Here is a 17930-nt window from a genome sequence, read left to right as displayed (position 1 = left end):
GTTCCGGCCGGGCGCCGCGGAACGGCGGCCGGGGTGAGGGAGTCGGCGTCGGGGCCCGTGCCCTGTGCGTGAGCGGGTCGCTGGGGGCTGGGACCGGGTGCGGTGGTGACCGTGTGCAGTCGTCGGGGGTCGTCGGGGGCTTCTCCGTTACTGAGCGGAATCCCCATGTAAATCGGAACGGCGGCGGATCGCAAGCCCACCGGAGGGGAGATCGCGGGGGCCGGGAATCGCATGGCCGGACCCGGACCGGAGTCGATAGCATCCGCAGGCATCGAACGGCCACCCGTGGGAGACGCATGAACAGCCCGAAGACCACCGCCCCGCCCCGGCAGGCCCGCCGGGCCAGGCTCGCGGTCTCCACCCTCTTCTTCGTCAACGGTTTCACCTACACCAACGCGGTCCCCTGGCTTCCGGCGATCAAGTCGGGGCTGGGGCTGAGCAACGCCGAGCTGGGGCTGGCGATCGCGGCGATGCCGACCGGCGCGATCCTGACCGGGATGCTCGCCGGGCCGCTGATCCACCGCTTCGGAAGCGGGCCCACAGCGGTGGGGACCAGCCTGTTGTCGCTGGGAGCGCTTCCATTCATCGCGCTGGCACAGAACTGGTGGGCGCTGGCGGGGGCCCTGTTCGTCATGGGCTGCGCCGACGCCTGGACGGACTCGGCGCAGAACTCGCACGGGCTGCGGGTGCAGCGCCGGTACGGGCGGACCATCATCAACACCTTCCACGCGGTGTGGAGCCTGGCCGCGGTCTCCGGCGGCCTGCTCGGCGCGGTCATGGCCGGCTCCGGGGTGCCGATCCTGTGGCACCTGGGCGGTACGGCGGTGGTGCTGGTGGCGGTGAACCTGACGGTGAGCCGGATGCTGCTGCCCGGCCCCGAGGACAGTGAGCGCGCCGACGGCGCGCGGGAGGCGGACGGACGGCGTCCGCGCATCCCCGGGCGCGCGGTGCTGCTGCTCGTCGCGCTGGGCGTGCTGCTGATGCTGGCCGGGGGCATCGAGGACTCCGCGGCGTCCTGGGGCGCGGTGTACATGGCCGACGAACTGGACGCCTCCCTGTTCCTGGCGGCGATGCCGTTCGTGGCCTGCCAGGCGATGATGGTGGTGGGCCGCCTGCTGGGCGACCGGGTCACCGACAGGTTCGGCGCCGCGACCGTGGGCCGGGCCTGCGGCCTGCTGGCGGCGGGCGGGATCGCGCTGGCGCTCGCGCTGCCGCACCAGGCGACGACGGTCATCGGGTTCGGGGTGATGGGCCTGGGGGTGTCCACGCTGTTCCCGCTGACGCTGGCGGCGGCCGGGAACGTGCCCGGGGTGCGCACCGGCGACGGGGTGACCATCGTCGGGTGGCTGGGCCGCGCGGGCTTCCTGGCGTTCCCGCCGGCGGTGGGCCTGATCGCGGACGCGACGGCGCTGGGGACCGCGCTGTGGACGATCGCGGCGGCCGGGGTGTTCGCGTTCCTGCTCGCCCCGGTGCTGCGCCCGCGCGCCTGAGGAGGAGCGGGGAGGCGAAGGGCCGGAGGAACGGTGCGGGCCCCCGGACGCCGAGGCGTCCGGGGGCCCGTGCACGTGGTCCGCGCCCTCACCGGGCGACGGCCGGCGGAACCGTGCCGATCCGCCGTGTTACTCCGCCAGCATCGCGGAGGGACGGCGCGCGCCCGCCCAGAGGGCGATGGCGCCGATGCCCGTGACGATGGCACCGCCCAGGACGAAGCCCTCCATGTCGACACCGGTGGTCGGCAGGGTGGGGGTGGTCCCGCTGGAACCCGAGGTGCCGGCGGTCACCGGAGAGGTGCTGCCGGGAGTGCTGGTGCCGGGAGCCTGGCTCTCGTCACCGTCGTCGTCACCGGGGTTCCCGCCGTCACCCGGGTCGGGGTTCTCCCCGCCGGGGTTCTCGCCACCGGGGTCTTCACCACCCGGGTCCTCGCCACCCGGGTCTTCACCGCCGGGGTCTTCACCACCCGGGTCTTCACCACCCGGGTCCTCACCACCCGGGTCCTCACCGCCGGGGTCCTCGCCACCGGGGTTCTCACCCTCACCGGGGTCACCACCGCCGGGGTTCTCACCCTCGCCAGGGTCTCCACCGCCGGGGTTCTCACCCTCACCGGGGTCACCGCCACCGGGGTTCTCACCCTCGCCGGGGTCACCGCCGTCGTCGCCGCCACCGGGGTCCGGGGAGGGCGGGGTGTCGAAGAGTTCTCCGACGCCTTCGGCGATCCCGCCGACGATGGGGGTGACGACCGGGACCTCAGGAAGGACCTGGGGTTCGGTGACCTGCTGGGCCGCTTCGGGAGCGGCCGCAGGGGCGGTCTCCTCGATGGTCTCGGCGAACGCAGGGCTCACCGAGAACCCGGCCATGAACAGGCCGGCCGCGGTCACGGTCAGTGCACGCTTCTTGGGGGTCATCCCACTCCTTTCTTCTTTTATCGGGGGTTGCTACTGAGAGGGGATGGCATAGAGGTGGTCCTCGTGGACCACGATGGCGTTGCCGCCGAGCAGGCCGGCGGGCTGGGCCGAGGCCGGGTCCGGCCTGCGGACCTCGCCCGCGGTGTCCACGGCCGCCGGGGCGCCGCCGAGCTGGCCGAACACGGTGGCGCCGACGGCCACCTGCGGTTCGAACCCGGGGACGACCGCGGTGGTGCCGGTCTCGGGGTCCATCACGACCGGGCCGTAGGAGACGGCGGCGGTGCCGATGGGGCCGGAGCGGTGCCGCACGTCCTCCAGGTCGGCCGGGTCGATCTCGGCCGCGCCGATGACGGAGCCGTCGCGGCTGTCGTGGAAGGCCAGCACGGCCCCCTCGTCGCGCAGCGGCTCCCAGCGGACGATCACGTACTCGCGCAGGGCGGTGACCACCGACTCCATCTCACCGGCGTTCTCGGGGCGGCGGGCGGTGACCTCGGCGACCTCCCCTTCGGGGTCGACCCAGGTCCAGGCACCGGTGCGCACCGCGGTGAGCACCTCGGCGCCCTCGGCCAGCATCGGCGCCGCCCCGCCGGGGACCTCGACCGGCGCCAGCTCGCCGCCGGTCGGCACGAGGGCGTCGTCGCCGCTGCGGACCAGCGCGGAGGAGCCCACGTACTGGGTGGAGGCGTCCTCCGGCAGGGTGATGCTGGTGTGCGCACCGCCCGCGACCGGCCAGAACCACAGGGTCCCGGTGGTCTCCATGACCACCGCGGGCTCGCCGTCGTAGTCGACGAACCGGGGCGGGCCCAGGAACTCGGTGGAGGCGGCCGGGAGGGCGGCCGACCACAGGCGCTCGCCGGAGGCGTCGAACAGGGTGAGCCGCTCGTCGGGGTCCATGAAGGCCATCAGGTCGCCGTCGCGGGAGACGCCGGGCTGGCTGCCGGGGGCGAGCGCCTCGGAGAACTCCACGGTGTCGCCGTAGCCGGGCGGGGCCGGGTGGCCCAGGACCTGCGCCTCGGTCGTGGTGGTCTGCGCGGCGGGGTCGTCGCCCGGGATCAGGTTCCAGGCGGCGAAGCCGGCGCCGCCCAGGAGCACCACGGCGAGCGCCGCCGCACTCGCGATGACCAGGCCCCGCCTGCCGCGCCCGGGCCGCTCGGCGGGCGCCGGGGGGCGGAGCGCGGTGGGAGCGGGCCCACCCGTCGGGGGGAGCCGGTCGGCGGCCTGCACGACGCCGTCGGGGGTGGCGACCAGGTTCCAGTAGCCGTTGCTGTCACGGGCGTCGATGAGCACCGGCTGGCCGATCCTGGCGGCGTAGCCGGTGGCGACGTCCAGCGCCGCGCGCCGGGTCTCCTTGGGGACGCCGCCGGTGACGACCTGGCGCTGTCCCTCGATGACGATCTCTGCGCTGCGCTCGTCCGGGGCGATGGCGATGACGGCGGTGGGCCGGGGATGCCCCGGACGGGACGCCCGGCTCATGGTGCCTCCGAAGGCATGGGAAGGGTGGACCTGTTCGTGTGCGGGTGACGGGGAACGTCAGTCGGGGGCGACGGCGGGACCGGGCCCGGGAGGTCACCGGACGCCGGTGTCGACGTGCACGAAGCCAATGCTGAACGCGATGATACTGATCGTGACGGACACGGCCCACCCGGGTACGGGCGGCCGGTAGCGGACACGACGCGCTGTGCGGTCAACGGTGTTCCCGCTCCCCTTCCCCTGACCTGGCATGTCTTCGGAACGCGGGGAGGGCCGCCCGACCCGCCCTCCCGTGGTCACGTTCATATGGACACGCGGATGTGTCGATGAGTTCACACCGTAACTGGCCGAATCCGGCCACCGGTCTCCCACGGTTCACGCCGGGCCCTGGTCTCCCGTGGGCCCCGTGACATGCGGAAGGATGCGGAAGCCGGGGCCGGGCGGACCGAAGTTCGGTCCGCTGGTGACCGTGAAATGCACGATACCGCCAGGTACGACCGAAAAGGGGTACGGGAGTGACCCCCGGCGCTGTACCCGGACGGTGTGGGCGCCGGGCGGCAAGCCGACGACGAGGGTGCCGCCGGAGGCGAGGAAGCCGACGTGGCCGCCGTCCACCTCCAGGGGCGGGTCCTCGGCGAAGCCGCCGTGCGCGTGGAACACCACAGGGCTCCAGCCGGAGGGCATCCGCGCGGGGTCGCGTAGACCGATGAGCTTGGGCACCTCCGGCGGGGCGGCGACCGGCTCGCGCTCCGCGTCGCGCCGCCCCCGGAGCAGGAGGACCAGGGCCCACACGGCCGCCCCCCACGGGAAGAGCAGGAGCCCGGAGAAGACCAGCGCGTCGCGCAGGGCGGTGAGCCACAGCGCGACGGGCGCGTTGGCCGCGCACAGGGCCAGGAAGAGCAGGGACCCGCGCAGGTCGGCGTCGGTCCGCGCGTCGCGGGGCCGCGGCCCGGGAGCCCTGACCGCGTGGACCAGGCGGACCGCGAGCGTCGTCCACGAGACCAGGAGGACCATGAGCACGAGGGTGAGCCCGCCGGGTTCGAGCGGTGCGCCGGACGCCGGTGGGAAGACGAGGGCCAGGTCGTACAGGACCGACCCGAGCAGCGCCGCACCGGACACCGCGAGCACGGTCCGGGCGGTGTGGTCGCCCACCCCGGGCAGTGGACGCCGCTGTTCGGGAGGCGCGGGGGTCATGCGGAGTGCTCCTGCCGCGTGACGGTCGGATTCCACAGGGCGATACGGGTGTCCGCGCCGACGTAGAGGTGGACGGTGCGCCCCGGGACCGCCGCGAACGAGAACGGGTACTTACCGGGCGAAACCGGGATCCGTGCCGTGTGCTCCCCCGGCGGCAGGCCGATGACCAGGCTCTCCCCCGGCGTCAGCTCCCCGACCCGGTCCCCGTCGATCTCCAGGGGGTGGTCCCTGAGGTTGTGCGGGAACAGATCGGATCTGTAGAACACCACCGGAACCCACCCGGGGGGCATCCGGGCGGGATCGCGCAGGCCGAGGAGCTTGGGCACCTCCGGACGGCCCGCCGCCCGTTCCGGACGACGCCAGGGCCGCTGCCACAGCAGCACGGCCAGGGCGGGGAGCCCGATCGTCTCAGCGGTCACGAGCAGGGGGAGCAGGCCCAGGCTTTCGTAACGCACGGTGTACCAGAGGCCGAGCGGCAGGAGGAGGACATGGCCCGCGGCCAGGACGAGCGCTCCCGCTCCGACCACCGGCCTCACCGCCCGGGCCGAGGATCCCGGACGCCCCCGGGTCCCCTGGAAGGGGAGGAGGGAGAACACGACCACCAAGAACAGGAACCAGCTCAGGGCGAGACCGGCTCCGAGGGTGATCTCGCGCGCCGCGGACTCCATGGAGGTGAGGATCCAGTTGTGGAGCAGCATGCCGAAGAACGCGTGGGTGGTCACGGCGGGGAACCAGCGGAGGTCCTTCAAGGCGATCACCTTCCGGATCGGGGCCCGGGGGCCGGGGGCGCGGCGGGTTCGCCGGGGGTGAGGAGGATGTGCTCCTCCGGCCGGGGCGTGTGGCCTGCGTAGGGCGTGCCTCCGGGGCCGCCGGGCTCGACGGTCAGGTGGGACACGGTGTCCGCCGCGACGGCCCCCGTGTGCAGGCGCCGCCGCTCCCCCGGTGTGGGATCCGGGTCGGCGTCGGCGACCAGGGCGAGCGCCAGGGCCAGGAGGAGGGCGGGCGGCACCGTGGCCGGCCACGGGACCGTGCCGGGGTAGCCGGGGTAAAAGGCGCGGAAGGACGCGGCCAGCATCACGGAGACCAGGGCCGCCGCCATCGCGATCTGCCGCAGCAGCTGGGAGGCCTTCACCGGCGCCCCCTCCCCCGGAAGGAGGCGCGGGGCGCGGACAGGGCGGAGGCACGGAGAGCGGACGGGGCGGGGATGCGGGACGGGACGAAGGCGCGGGGCGTGGACGGGGCGGAGGTCATGGGGGATGCCCTTTCCAGCCGTCCGGGTGCGGGGGGCGGCGGGGGCGCGGCCCGCCCTCCGGAGGCACCTCGAACATACCGACGTGCCGTCGCGTTCGGGTGTACGGCGTACGCTCTGACCGGTTCCGGTCAGCGGCCGTTGTTCTCGACGATGGTGTCGATGACCGCCTGCTCGCGGCGGCGGACCAGGCGGTCGGCGCGCTCGAAGCGGCGGTTGGCGATCTCGGCACGGGCCGCGGCGGTGCGCACCGTCGGCCACATGGCGTCGATCTCGGCGTTGAACGACGACCCCACCAGCACCGCGACCGCCATCACGAACAGCCAGGCCAGGATCGCGATCGGCGCGGCCAGCGAGCCGTAGAGGCTCACCTGCGCCAGTGAGGCGTCCAGGTAGGCGCGCAGCCCGATGGACCCGGTGATGAGCACCGTCGTCGCCAGCAGCGCCCCCGGCAAGTGCCGCCACAGCGGGGTGCGCACCGGGATGCTCAGGGTGTACAGCATCGTGACGGCGGCCGTGGCCAGCACCGCGACGGTCGGCCAGTACAGCAGGTTGAGCCGCCCCACCGTGATCGGCAGCAGCCGGTGGACCAGGTCGGGACCGGCCACCAGGACCGGCAGCACCAGCAGGGCGAACGCCAGCCCGCCCAGGTAGGCCACGAAGGCGAGCACCCGCTGGGTGATCCAGCCGCGCAGCTCCTCCAGGCCGTAGGAGATGGTGATGGAGCGGATGAACACGTTCATCGCCCGCGACCCCGACCACAGCGACACCAGGAAGGTCACCGACAGCACCCCGCCCCGGACGCCCTGGAGGAGGTCGTCCACCAGCGGGGCCACCACGCTCTCGACCGTGTCGGGGGTGAGGATCTGGGCGGTGCTGTCCAGGATGAGCCCGCGGATCTCCTCCACCGTGCCCTCCCCCAGCACCGGCGCCAGCGGGACCAGGACGCCCAGCAGCCCCAGCAGCAGCGCGGGCAGCGAGATCAGGGTGAAGAAGGCGGATTCGGCGGCCAGGCCGACGACCCGGTCACGCGAGAAGGCCCGGACGGTGCGCAGCACGAGCAGCAGACCGCCGCGCAGCCGGGGGCGGCGCCTCAGCCAGGCGTCGGTGATCCGCCACAGCCCCTCCCAGAAACCCACCACGGGGAGAACGTTAGCGGTCCGGGGGCGGACGCCGGGACCGCGCACCGCCCGGGGAGTGGTCTGGGATGTGCGGTGAGCGGTGAGTGGGTGGGTGAGCGGGCGGCATGGCGGGTGGGCCGCGTGGCGCGGCGGGTGGCGGTGGCGGGTGGGTTGCGACGCGTGGCGGGCAGCGGGGGCGGGTGGTGTGCGACGCCCTTCGCCGAGTGACGTGACTCACTCGGGAGCCCTCCGGACCCGCCTGGACAAAGGACGCGCGCACATGACATTCTCATTTCATGATCGCTGCCCTGGACCCCATGCTCTGCGTGCGTCGCCACGTGGACTTCCTGCGGGTCCGCAGCGCCATCTGTTGCAGCGTCGGTTAATCTCGCCGCCTTTTTGACGCACCCCAGGGGTGCGCGCGGCACCGGCGCTCTCCCCTTTCTCTTCGCATCCCACACACGCGGATTCCGACCCGTGGCACCTGCACGACGATGTGCGGCGCCGACGGGCCGTAGCGGTGCGGGCGCCGGGGCCGTACGGACCCCGTGACCCCATCGGAGACACCCGCGATGCCTCCCTCTTCCGCGCAGAACGGTCGGACGGCGACGGCGGCCAAGCCGCGTCGCCGCCGCGGCGAGGGCCAATGGGCCCTCGGCTACCGCGAGCCGCTGAACAAGAACGAGGAGAACAAGAAGAACGACGACGGGCTCAACGTCCGCGATCGGATCATCAACATCTACTCCAAGCGCGGTTTCGACTCGATCGACCCCGCTGACCTGCGCGGCCGTTTCCGGTGGTTCGGCCTGTACACCCAGCGCGCCCCCGGCATCGACGGCGGCAAGACCGCGGTCCTGGAGCCGGAGGAGCTGGACGACCGCTACTTCATGCTGCGGGTGCGCATCGACGGCGGCCAGCTGTCGGTGGCCCAGCTGCGCGCCGTCGCGGGCATCTCCCGCGACTTCGGCCGCGACACCGCCGACATCACCGACCGGCAGAACGTCCAGTACCACTGGATCCGGGTCGAGGACGTGCCGGAGATCTGGGACCGGCTGGAGTCGGTGGGCCTGTCCACCACCGAGGCCTGCGGTGACACCCCCCGCGTCATCATGGGCTGTCCGCTGGCCGGAGTGGCCGAGGACGAGGTGCTGGACGGGACGCCGGAGATCTTCCAGATCTACGAGGAGCACATCGGCAGCCCGCTGTACTCCAACCTGCCGCGCAAGTTCAAGACGTCCATCGCGGGCTGCTCGGTGTACTGCACCAACCACGAGATCAACGACGTCGCGTTCGTGGGCGTGCGGAACGAGGCGGGCGAGGCCGGCTACGACCTGTTCGTCGGCGGCGGGCTGTCCACCAACCCGATGTTCGCGCTGCGGCTGGGGGCCTTCGTCCGCCCCGACCAGGTGAGCGAGGTGTGGGCGGGGGTCTGCGCGATCTTCCGCGACTACGGGTACCGCCGGCTGCGCACCCGCGCCCGCATCAAGTTCCTCATCAAGGACTGGGGCGCGGAGAAGTTCCGGCAGGTGCTGGAGGAGAAGTACCTGGGCTACGCGCTGCCCGACGGCCCGGCCCCGGTGCTGGACCAGGGCCTGCGCCGCGACCACGTGGGCGTGCACCGCCAGCGCGACGGAAGGTTCTACGTGGGGTTCGCGCCCAAGGTGGGCCGAGTCTCGGGCACGTCGCTGGACCGGATCGCCGACATCGCCGAGGCGCACGGCTCCGACCGCATCCGCACGACCGCCGACCAGAAGCTCGTCATCCTCGACATCGAGGAGGACAGGGTCGAGTCGATCACCGCGGCCCTGGAGGCGGAGGACTTCCAGGTGCGGCCCAGCACCTTCCGCCGCCAGACGATGGCGTGCACCGGCATCGAGTTCTGCAAGCTGGCGATCGTCGAGACCAAGGGGCGGGCGTCGACCCTCATCGACGAGCTGGAGAAGCGGCTGCCCGACTTCGAGGAGCCGCTGACCATCAACGTCAACGGGTGCCCGAACTCGTGCGCGCGCATCCAGGTCGCCGACATCGGCCTCAAGGGCCAGCTGGTGATGAACGACCGCGGCGAGCAGGTGGAGGGCTACCAGATCCACCTGGGCGGCGGCATGGGCCTGGACGCGGCCTTCGGCAAGAAGGTCCGCGGGCTCAAGTCCACCGCCGAGGAGCTGCCCGACTACGTGGAGCGGGTGCTGCGCCGGTTCCAGGACCAGAGGAAGGACGGGGAGTCGTTCGCGGCCTGGGTGGGCCGGGCCGCGGAGGACGACCTGAAGTAGGGAAGCAGGGCGGGGCTGTTCGGGCTCGGGTCCGGGTCTGGGCTTGGAGCCGGGCTTGGGTCTGAGGTCGGGTCCGGGCTTGGGTCTGGGACCGGGTCCGGTGTTGGGACCGGGTCCGAACGGCTCCGGGTGGGTCGGGCGCGTGCGCGCGTCCGGCCCGCCGAATCCACCATCCGCGACATCCCCGATTGGAGGAGGTGCGCCGTGTCCGAGAGGGCCGCACCCTACTACTGCCCCTACTGCGGGGACGAGGACCTGGTGCCCGAGGAGGGCGCCCCCGTCAAGGGCGAGGGCTACCCCTGGGCCTGCCTGTCCTGCGCCCGGGTCTTCCGTGTCAAGTACGTGGGCCTGCGGTCCGCCTCGTTCGGCGACGCACCTTCTAGACCGACGGAAGGGTAGGAATGAACGCCACCATCACCCCCGTGGGCGGTCCCGAGCTCGCCGAGCGCGCATCGCGCGAGCTGGAGGAGGCCACCGCCCAGGAGATCATCGCGTGGGCCGCCGAGACGTTCGGCGACGGCCTGTGCATGACCTCGTCCATGGCCGACGCCCTCATGGTCGACCTGGCCTCCAAGGTGGTCCCCGGCATCGACGTGATCTTCCTGGACACGGGATACCACTTCCCCGAGACCATCGGCACCCGCGACGCCGTGGCCTCGATCTACGACATCACCCTGATCAACGTCGAGCCGACCCGCACCGTGGCCGAGCAGGACCTGGCGCTGGGCCCGCGGCTGCACGGGCGCGACCCGGGCATCTGCTGCCACCTGCGCAAGGTGGAGCCGCTGAAGAAGGCGCTGGCGCCCTACAGCGCGTGGCTGACCGGGCTGCGCCGGGCCGACTCGGTGACCCGCCGCGACACCCCGATCGTGCAGTGGGACCGGCGCAAGCGGATGACCAAGGTCAACCCGATCGCCCGGTGGACCCAGGAGGAGGTCGACGCCTACATCGAGGAGAACGGGGTGATCATCAACCCGCTCCAGTACGACGGGTACCCCTCCATCGGCTGCGAGCCGTGCACGCGGCGGGTGGCCCCGGGCGAGGACCCGCGCAGCGGCCGCTGGGCGGGCAGCGGCAAGACCGAGTGCGGGATCCATCTGTGACCGGCGACGGGCCCCGCCCCGCGCCGCCGCTGCTGGCGGTGGCGCACGGCAGCCGCGACCCGCGGTCGGCGGTGGCCGTGGAGGCGCTGTTCGAGCGGGTGCGCGCGCTGCGGCCGGAGGCAGACGTGCGGGTGTCCTACCTCGACCACACGGCCCCGTCGGTGCGGGACGCCCTGGCGGCGCTGGCCGCCGAGGGCGCGGGCGAGGTCGTGGTGCTGCCCGCGCTGCTGACGGCGGCCTACCACAGCAAGGTGGACCTGCCGAAGGTGCTGGAGCGGGCGCGCGAGACCGGACCGTGGGTGCGGGTGCGCTACGCCGGCACGTTGGGGCCGCACGCGGGCCTGGTGGCGGCGGTGGAGCGGCGGCTGGCCGAGGCCGGCGCGACCGCGGCCCCGGACACCGCGCTGGTGGTGGCCTCGGCGGGGTCGAGCGACCCCGGGGCCAACGCGACGGTGGAGTCCGTGGCCGCGGAGCTGGCTGCGCGCGGGCCGTGGCGGGAGGCGGTGGCGGCGTTCGCGTCGGCGGCGCGGCCCACCCCGGCCGAGGCGGTCGCCGCGGCGTACGCCCGGGGGGCGCGGCGGGTGGCGGTGGCCACCTACCTGTTGGCCCCGGGGTTCTTCGCCGACCGGGTCCGTGAGCAGGCGGAGGCGGTGGCGGTGACGGAGGTCGTGGCGGAGGCGGAAGCGGAGGCCGTGACGGTGGCGGAGGCGAAGGTCGTGGCGGAGGCGGTGGGGCCGGTGGGATCGATCGAGGTGGCCGGCGCCGAGGGAGCGGCCGGATCGACCGTGGTGTCGGAGGCGCTGGGCGCGGCTCCGGAGCTGGCGGAGATCGTGTGGGAGCGGTACGACGCGGCACTGGCGGAGCATCACGTGCTGGTCTGAGTGCTGACGTATGAAGCTCTGACGCGCCGTTAGGCGAGGCGGGCGGGACCTTCCGGGTCCCGCCCGCTTTGTACGTTCGGGACTTGACAAGCCTTGGGTGATCAATAAAGTTGAGTGTGTTCGCATCAAGTCATCGACGATGATGTCGAAGGCACTTGGAGGTGACGAGCGATGCTGATGCGCACCGATCCGTTCCGGGAGTTCGACCGGATCACCCAGCGTCTGCTGGAGAACGGCCGACCGGCCGTCATGCCGATGGACGCCTACCGTGAGAACGACGACTTCGTGGTCCACTTCGACCTGCCGGGGGTCTCCCCCGAGAGCATCGACCTCGAGGTCGAGCGCAACGTCCTCACCGTCAAGGCGGAACGCCCCGGCCTGCGCCGCGAGGGCTTGGAGCTGATCGTCAACGAGCGGCCGAGCGGCACGTTCAGCCGCCAGGTCTTCCTCGGGGACACCCTGGACACCGACCGGATCACCGCGAACTACGCCGACGGCGTGCTCACGCTGCGGATCCCGGTGGCCGAGCAGTCCAAGGCCCGCAAGATCGTGGTCGGGCACGACGCCGGGCGGGAGCAGGCCTCGATCAAGGCGTGACGGGCGGACGCCTCTCTTTCTCGCTCCTGGGGGGCCGGGGCCGCGCGAGGGCGCGGCCCCTTTTGTGCGTCACCAGTCGCGGGGGGCCAGAGCCTCCTCCAGGTCCGCGTCGGCGAATCCGTGGGCTTTCATGACGTGCTCGAAGGAGAGGGCGATGGCCTCCCGGATGACGGTGTCGATGTCGCCGCCCGCCTCCCAGAACTCCTCCTGGAGAGCGTTGAACTCCTCGGTGGCCGCATGGGTGAGCACGTAGAGCGCGGGCAGGTCGGCAGGGCGCTCGAACCCGATGCGCTCGTGGAGAGCGAGCAGGATCGACCTGCCCTTGGCCACCAGGTGGTCGGGGAAGGCGGGGTCGTCCTCCATGCCCTCCAGGTAGATGGGGTCGTCGGCCATGGCGTCTCCTTGTCGGGGGCGGGGTCGCGCGGCCATCCTGGCGGTCGGGTACGACAGACACCGTTGGTGGGGACGGGCCGGGCCGGCGGGTTGTGGCGGTTGCGGTCAGCGGGCGGTGACGGCCGCGGTGATGAGGACGGCGGCGGAGAACAGCAGGGCGCCGGGGGCGCCCACCGCCCCGGCGACCGCGGACGCGGCGGCGGGGATGGCGACCTGGCCCAGCCTGTTGCCCCAGATGCGCAGTGCCAGGGCGGAGCCGCGTGCGCCCTCCGGGGCCAGGGTGGTCACCTCGGCCATGGTCAGCGGCTGGCCCAGGCCGAGCAGGAACCCGCCCAGGCCCAGCACGAGGGCCAGCACCGCGAACCCGCCCAGCGGCAGGGCCACCAGGATCAGCGACAGTCCGGCGACCGCGGTGCTGGCGACGATGAGGGTCTTGCGCGACCAGCGGCGCAGCATCCAGGGCAGGGTCAGGCGGGAGAGCAGCGAGGAACCCGCGCGCAGGCTGAGCAGGACGCCGACGAGCACCGGGGGGATGTCCCGGCTCTCGGCGATGAGGGGCAGGTAGGCGGTGAGGATGTCCACCGCGGACAGCAGCGCCAGGCTGGCCAGCAGGGCGGAGGGCATCCGGCGGCGGCGCAGCAGGTCCAGGGTGGGCACCGGCGGCGCGGCCTTCTGTTCGGCGGTGCGCCGGACCGGGCTCAGCCGGAACAGGGCGAGGAGCGGCAGCGCGCCCAGGGCGGCGACGGCCCCGGCGACGACCAGGGCGGTGGAGGTGGCCGCGAGCAGGGCGTCCCCGGAGGCGTCGGCGAGGATGGCGCCGGAGATCAGGGGGCCGGCGAGCTGGCCCAGGGAGGCGGCGGCGGTGAACCAGCCGAAGTCGCGGTCCAGGTTCTCCGGGCGGGAGTGTCGGGCGATGAGGCCCTGCCCGGCGACCATGCACAGCAGGTGGCCGACGCCGACGACGGTGCTGGCCAGAGCCAGGCCCGCCAGCCCGTCGACCAGGGAGAGCAGGAGACCGCCCGCGGCGAGGATGACCGAGCCCAGACCGACGATCCAGGCGATGCGCGCCGAGCGGTCGGTGGCCCGGCCCAGCGGGACGGCGATGACCAGGGGCAGGAGCGCGTAGGCGGCGGTGATGAGACCGACCTCGACGGCGTCGCCGCCGACGGCGATGGTGCGGTAGGAGATGAGGGGGCGGGTGAGGTTGAGGGCGGTGTGGGTGAGGACCACACTGCCGAGCAGGGCCCAGAGCCAGCGTGTGCGTTCGGGAGGTTCGGCGGCGGACTCCGTCGGCTCGGCCATGGTCTCCTCTCGCGCCGTGCTCCCTGGCGCTGCATCCCGGGGGTGGTCCCATCACGGGATCACTCGTCCCTTGGTGGTGTCGGACGTTGAACGTCGGACGTGGGACGTGGGGTGGTTAGAGCGAGGGAGGTGGGCGGGTGAACGGTGAGGGGGCGACAGGGGGAATCGTATCGGGGGCGTTGTGTGGGGATACGGGTGGGGGTGGGCGGTTCTTTCTCTCCTGATCCCCCTCGGGTTGATGCTGCGGGTTTGGGCGGCCTTCATCCCTTGAGCTGAGGTGCGAGGTCCTGTGCTCGGGCTGTGGCTGGGGTTTCGGATACGTGCGGCGAAACCCCCTCGGGCGAGGGTCGCGGTCCCTCCTCCCTCACCCCCTCGGGTTGATGCCACGAGTACGCGCGGCCTTCACCCCCTGCGGTGGAGGTGTGCGGTCCTGTGCCCGGTCTGGGGCCGGGGTCGCGGAAACGTGCGGCTTTCACCCCCGGCACTGACCGGTACCGCGGTCATCCGCGGGAGTAGGCAACAGCGTGGAGCGCCCGCACCGCCGCCGGCGCCCACAACCTTTCCAAGCGGTGCGGGTGTGCGCGCTCCGCGTGCACCCGGCTCCGGCAGTCACACCCCCACCACCCACCACGCGCGCCCAACGCACCCGCCTGCCGGTCTGCCGGACACCGACTGCGGCCGGGGCCGGGCCCACCCGGCGCGGACCGCCCACCCCAAGCGGCCGGCCTCTTGGAAACCTACAACTACCTCGGCAAAGACCCCCTGGGGTCAGGGGCCCCACTGGCCTGACACGACTATGGCGGGCCACCCAAGTCGGGCGGGAAACCCCCTGCAGCGGAGGCACTGCGACGCCCTCCGGCTATGGCCGGCCCCCGGGTGGGGACCCCCTCAGGGGGTGCTGCGATGCCCTCCGGGTATGGCCCACCCCCGGTGGGAATCCCCCCGGGGGTGGGGGTGCTGCGATGGCCTCCGGGGGTGGCCGGCACCCGGGTGGCCGGCCCCCGGGGGCGGAGGAGGTGCGATGCCCTCCGGATGGAGTGGGCCCCGGCGGGTGGACACCCCCGGGGTGGGGTGCTGCGATGCCCTCCGGTTGGGGCGGGGGGTTCCCTGGGGGTTGGGGGTCAGGAGCGGCTGGTGTCGATGATGCAGAAGCGGTTGCCCTCGGGGTCGGCGAGGACGACGAAGTCGGGGTCCTCGGGGTAGAGGTCCCAGTCGACGCGTTCGGCGCCCAGGGCCACCAGCCGTTCGACCTCGGCGGCCTGGTCGGCGGCGTCCTTCGCGTAGAGGTCCAGGTGGACCCGGGGGTGCTCCTGGACGGGTACGTCGCTCAGGCCGAGCGCGACCTGGACGCCCGGTCCCCTGGTGGGGACCAGGACGACCCAGCGGTCGGTGCCGGGGTCGCGGGGCGTGTAGTCGAGGGCCGCGGTCCAGAAGGCCGTCGCACGGGCCACGTCGGAGACGCCCAGCACGACCGATCCGATGTTCAGCATCACCCGATTCTGCCCGAAGGGGTCAACCCAGGAGCAGCGGGGGGACGAGGTAGATGATCTCGAAGGCCTCGTACGCGGCGCCGATCACGAACAGGGCGAGCGCGGGCGGGAGCAGGCGGCCCAGTTGTCCGAGGCCGCGGAGGTACCCCTGGCGGCGAGTGTCGGCGCCGACCGACGCGGGGCGCAGCCAGGCACGGCCCAGGAGGTAGGCGCCGAGCATGACCAGGACGTAGGCCTGGAACTCGATGAGGATGGTCAGGGAGTGCGGGATCAGGATCTTCGCCGCGGTGGCGTCGACCGGGGCCAGGGACAGCCCGAAGCCGAACGCCCGGTAGGCGAAGAGGACGATGCCGGCGAAGGGGACGATCATCGAGGGCAGCAGGATGGTCGCCACAGCGACCGTCAGCACGTTGACCGCGAGGATGGTCAGGCCGAACAGCCAGACGTTCCCGAGCAGTTCGCCCACCAGGTCCGCCGTGCCGTCCTGCTCCATGGACGTGATCTGCGCCGCGTGCAGGTCGGGGAAGGCGAGCGCCGCGGCGACGCCGGCGAAGAAGAGGCCGAACATGACCGCGTTCATGGCGAGGTAGGCACCGAGGTTCGCTCGGATGATCCGGAAGGGCTCTCGAAGGTGGCGCATGCGTCCACTCCAGACCGTGCCCCTGGGGCATGGTCAAGCCCGGGGCGGGAACGGGTGGACCGGAGCACGAACCGAGGAGGGGCGCATGGCGTGGAGCACCCGGCAGGTCGCCGAGCTCGCCGGAACGACGGTGAAGGCCGTGCGGCACTACCACGAGATCGGCCTGTTGGACGTCCCGGAGCGGACGGCCAACGGATACAAGCAGTACGGCGTTCCGCACCTGGTGCGGCTGGTGCGGATCAGGCGGCTGAGCGACCTGGGGATCCCGCTGTCGGAGATCGCGGCGGTGGAGGACGAGCCGGAGGAGGCGATCCGGGCGCTGGACGCGGACCTGGAGGCGAGGATCGACCGGCTGGTCCGGGTGCGGGAGGAGCTGGCCGTGATCCTGCGGCACCGCGCGTCGGTGTACGCCCCGCCCGGCTTCGCCTCGGTCTACGGTGACCTGTCGGAGCGGCAGCGGTCGCTGCTGGCGGTCTATTCGACCGTGTTCAGCGAGAGGTACCTCGCGGAGTTCCGCGAGCTCATCGGCACCCCGGACGAGGCCGAGCGGGAGTTCGAGGCGCTGCCCGCGGACGCGGATGACGCCGTGGTGGCCGATCTCGCCGAGCGGCTGCTGCCGGCGGCCCTCCGTGCGCGGGCGGAGGGCCCGGACCCGGTGGCGGACTCGCCGCGGGGTCCCCGGAGGGCGGCGCAGGCGATGGCCGAGGCGGCTGCGGAACTGTACAACCCGGCGCAGCTGCGTGTGCTCGAGCGCCTGGTCGGGCTCATGGCCACATGAGGTGGAGGATCGGGCCGGTCCCCGCTGCTCAGGTGAGACGGAACGCGGAGCGGTAGGCCGAGGGGCTGAGGCCGGTGTGCGCGCGGACCGCCTCGCGGAGGTTGGCGGGGGTGCCCAGGCCGCTGGACCGGGCCACGGAGGACAGGTCGAGGTCCGTGCGTTCGAGCAGGCGCCGGGCGGAGAGGACCCGTTCCGCACGCAGCCACGCCAGCGGGGTGGTGCCCAGCTCGGCGCGGAAGCGCCGGTGCAGGGTCGCCGGGCTCACCGCGGCGCGGGCCGCCAGGTCGGTGACGGTGAGGGGCTCGCCCAGGCGTTCGCGCGCCCAGTCGAGGACCGGCGCCAGTGAAACGTCGGCGGGGTGTGGGAGCGGAGCGGGTACGAACTGGCGCTGGCCGCCCTCCCGGTGCGCGGTGAACACCAGCCGCCTGCTCACGGAGGCGGCCGCCTCCGCGCCGTGGTCGCGCCGGACCAGGTGCAGTCCCAGGTCCAGGGCGGCCGCGCTGCCCGCGGCGGTGAGCACGTCGCCGTCGTCCACGAACAGCACGTCGCGCTCCAGCCGCACCTTCGGGTACAGCCGGGCGAACAGCTCCTCGTGCCGCCAGTGGGTGGCCGCCCGGCGCCCGTCCAGCACGCCCGCGGCCGCCAGCGTGAAACTGCCCGTGCAGAAGCTCACCAGGCGCGCCCCGCGGGCGTGGGCCGTGCGCACGGCGGCGAGCACCTCGGGGCGGGGCGGCGTCCACGGGTCGGGGCGGTTGGGCACGATGACCGTGTCCGCCCCGGCCGCGGCGTCCAGGCCCGCGAGGCCGGCCAGGGTGAACAGCCCCAGGTGCACCGGCACCTCGGGGGTGGGCGAGCAGACGGTGAGCGTGTACCAGGTCCGGTCGATCTCCGGGCGGCGCAGCCCGAACAGCTCGGTGGCCACGCCCATCTCGAACGGGTTGGACCCGGCGTCCACGATCAGCGCCACCCGGTGCGAGGAATCTTGCGGCATGTGCGATTCCTAGCACTTCCGCGGCCGGGGCGCCACCGGGAGGATGGCG

Annotated in this window: 18 protein-coding genes; 7 read left to right on the top strand and 11 right to left on the bottom strand. The window is 73.1% G+C overall.

What is annotated here, in order from left to right; translation table 11 throughout:
• Positions 1–296 precede the first annotated feature (296 nt).
• Positions 297–1490, top strand: a complete 1194-nt coding sequence (locus K1J57_RS20860; protein WP_220560265.1) for an MFS transporter — start codon at positions 297–299, stop codon at positions 1488–1490.
• Between the two features lie 129 nt (positions 1491–1619).
• On the opposite strand, the gene K1J57_RS20855 is transcribed toward K1J57_RS20860, so the two are convergent.
• From K1J57_RS20855 to K1J57_RS20830, 6 genes are all read right to left on the bottom strand, one after another.
• Entirely contained in the window at positions 1620–2402 is a 783-nt protein-coding gene (locus tag K1J57_RS20855) for a hypothetical protein (protein ID WP_220560264.1), read from the bottom strand.
• A gap of 30 nt (positions 2403–2432) precedes the next feature.
• Entirely contained in the window at positions 2433–3875 is a 1443-nt protein-coding gene (locus K1J57_RS20850) for a hypothetical protein (RefSeq protein WP_220560262.1), read from the bottom strand.
• 372 nt (positions 3876–4247) lie between these two features.
• The gene (locus tag K1J57_RS20845; RefSeq protein ID WP_220560261.1) at positions 4248–5066 is read right to left on the bottom strand and encodes a hypothetical protein; all 819 of its coding nucleotides are present in this window, start codon (positions 5064–5066) and stop codon (positions 4248–4250) included.
• Positions 5063–5815 carry a hypothetical protein gene (locus K1J57_RS20840; protein WP_220560260.1) on the bottom strand — a complete coding sequence of 251 codons (753 nt, stop codon included), beginning with the start codon at positions 5813–5815 and terminating at the stop codon, positions 5063–5065. The genes K1J57_RS20845 and K1J57_RS20840 overlap by 4 nt, the downstream gene beginning before the upstream one ends.
• Before the next feature lie 5 nt (positions 5816–5820).
• Positions 5821–6198 (bottom strand): hypothetical protein, encoded by a 378-nt coding sequence (locus K1J57_RS20835; RefSeq protein ID WP_220560259.1) that lies wholly within the window; start codon positions 6196–6198, stop codon positions 5821–5823.
• 248 nt (positions 6199–6446) lie between these two features.
• The gene (locus tag K1J57_RS20830; RefSeq protein ID WP_220560258.1) at positions 6447–7457 is read right to left on the bottom strand and encodes a YihY/virulence factor BrkB family protein; all 1011 of its coding nucleotides are present in this window, start codon (positions 7455–7457) and stop codon (positions 6447–6449) included.
• Between the two features lie 551 nt (positions 7458–8008).
• Here K1J57_RS20830 and K1J57_RS20825 point away from each other — a divergent pair.
• The 5 genes from K1J57_RS20825 (at position 8009) to K1J57_RS20810 (ending at position 12287) form a co-directional block, all read left to right on the top strand.
• Positions 8009–9706 carry a nitrite/sulfite reductase gene (locus tag K1J57_RS20825; RefSeq protein WP_220560257.1) on the top strand — a complete coding sequence of 566 codons (1698 nt, stop codon included), beginning with the start codon at positions 8009–8011 and terminating at the stop codon, positions 9704–9706.
• A 204-nt stretch (positions 9707–9910) separates the two neighbouring features.
• Positions 9911–10105 carry a hypothetical protein gene (locus K1J57_RS33570; RefSeq protein ID WP_255646456.1) on the top strand — a complete coding sequence of 65 codons (195 nt, stop codon included), beginning with the start codon at positions 9911–9913 and terminating at the stop codon, positions 10103–10105.
• Positions 10106–10107: 2 nt separating this feature from the next.
• Positions 10108–10809 (top strand): phosphoadenylyl-sulfate reductase, encoded by a 702-nt coding sequence (locus tag K1J57_RS20820; protein ID WP_220560256.1) that lies wholly within the window; start codon positions 10108–10110, stop codon positions 10807–10809.
• Positions 10806–11690: a sirohydrochlorin chelatase gene (locus K1J57_RS20815; protein ID WP_220560255.1), complete on the top strand. Its 885-nt coding sequence runs from the start codon at positions 10806–10808 to the stop codon at positions 11688–11690. Before K1J57_RS20820 ends, K1J57_RS20815 begins: the two co-directional genes overlap by 4 nt.
• Positions 11691–11861: 171 nt before the next feature.
• A complete protein-coding gene (locus tag K1J57_RS20810; protein WP_220560254.1) occupies positions 11862–12287 on the top strand; it encodes an Hsp20/alpha crystallin family protein in 426 nt (141 codons plus the stop codon).
• A 69-nt stretch (positions 12288–12356) separates the two neighbouring features.
• On the opposite strand, the gene K1J57_RS20805 is transcribed toward K1J57_RS20810, so the two are convergent.
• The 4 genes from K1J57_RS20805 to K1J57_RS20790 form a co-directional block, all read right to left on the bottom strand.
• Positions 12357–12680, bottom strand: coding sequence for a DUF5713 family protein (locus K1J57_RS20805; RefSeq protein WP_220560253.1), 324 nt, complete (start codon positions 12678–12680; stop codon positions 12357–12359).
• A 105-nt stretch (positions 12681–12785) separates the two neighbouring features.
• Positions 12786–13982 carry an MFS transporter gene (locus K1J57_RS20800; protein ID WP_220560252.1) on the bottom strand — a complete coding sequence of 399 codons (1197 nt, stop codon included), beginning with the start codon at positions 13980–13982 and terminating at the stop codon, positions 12786–12788.
• 1121 nt (positions 13983–15103) lie between these two features.
• Complete coding sequence (locus K1J57_RS20795; protein ID WP_220560251.1) at positions 15104–15472, bottom strand: VOC family protein; 369 nt, start codon at positions 15470–15472, stop codon at positions 15104–15106.
• Positions 15473–15494: 22 nt separating this feature from the next.
• A complete protein-coding gene (locus K1J57_RS20790) occupies positions 15495–16112 on the bottom strand; it encodes a stage II sporulation protein M (protein ID WP_220560250.1) in 618 nt (205 codons plus the stop codon).
• A gap of 85 nt (positions 16113–16197) precedes the next feature.
• Between K1J57_RS20790 and K1J57_RS20785 the strand changes: the two genes are divergently transcribed.
• Entirely contained in the window at positions 16198–16890 is a 693-nt protein-coding gene (locus tag K1J57_RS20785; protein ID WP_220560249.1) for a MerR family transcriptional regulator, read from the top strand.
• A 28-nt stretch (positions 16891–16918) separates the two neighbouring features.
• Here the strand turns inward: K1J57_RS20785 and K1J57_RS20780 are convergent, their stop codons facing one another.
• A complete protein-coding gene (locus K1J57_RS20780) occupies positions 16919–17881 on the bottom strand; it encodes a GlxA family transcriptional regulator (protein WP_255646454.1) in 963 nt (320 codons plus the stop codon).
• Positions 17882–17930: the final 49 nt, after the last annotated feature.

The organism is Nocardiopsis sp. MT53, assembly GCF_019598965.1.
In the GTDB taxonomy this organism is placed as follows: domain Bacteria; phylum Actinomycetota; class Actinomycetes; order Streptosporangiales; family Streptosporangiaceae; genus Nocardiopsis; species Nocardiopsis changdeensis.
Note: the sequence above shows the minus strand (reverse complement) of the source record. Positions and strands in the feature narration are given on the sequence as shown.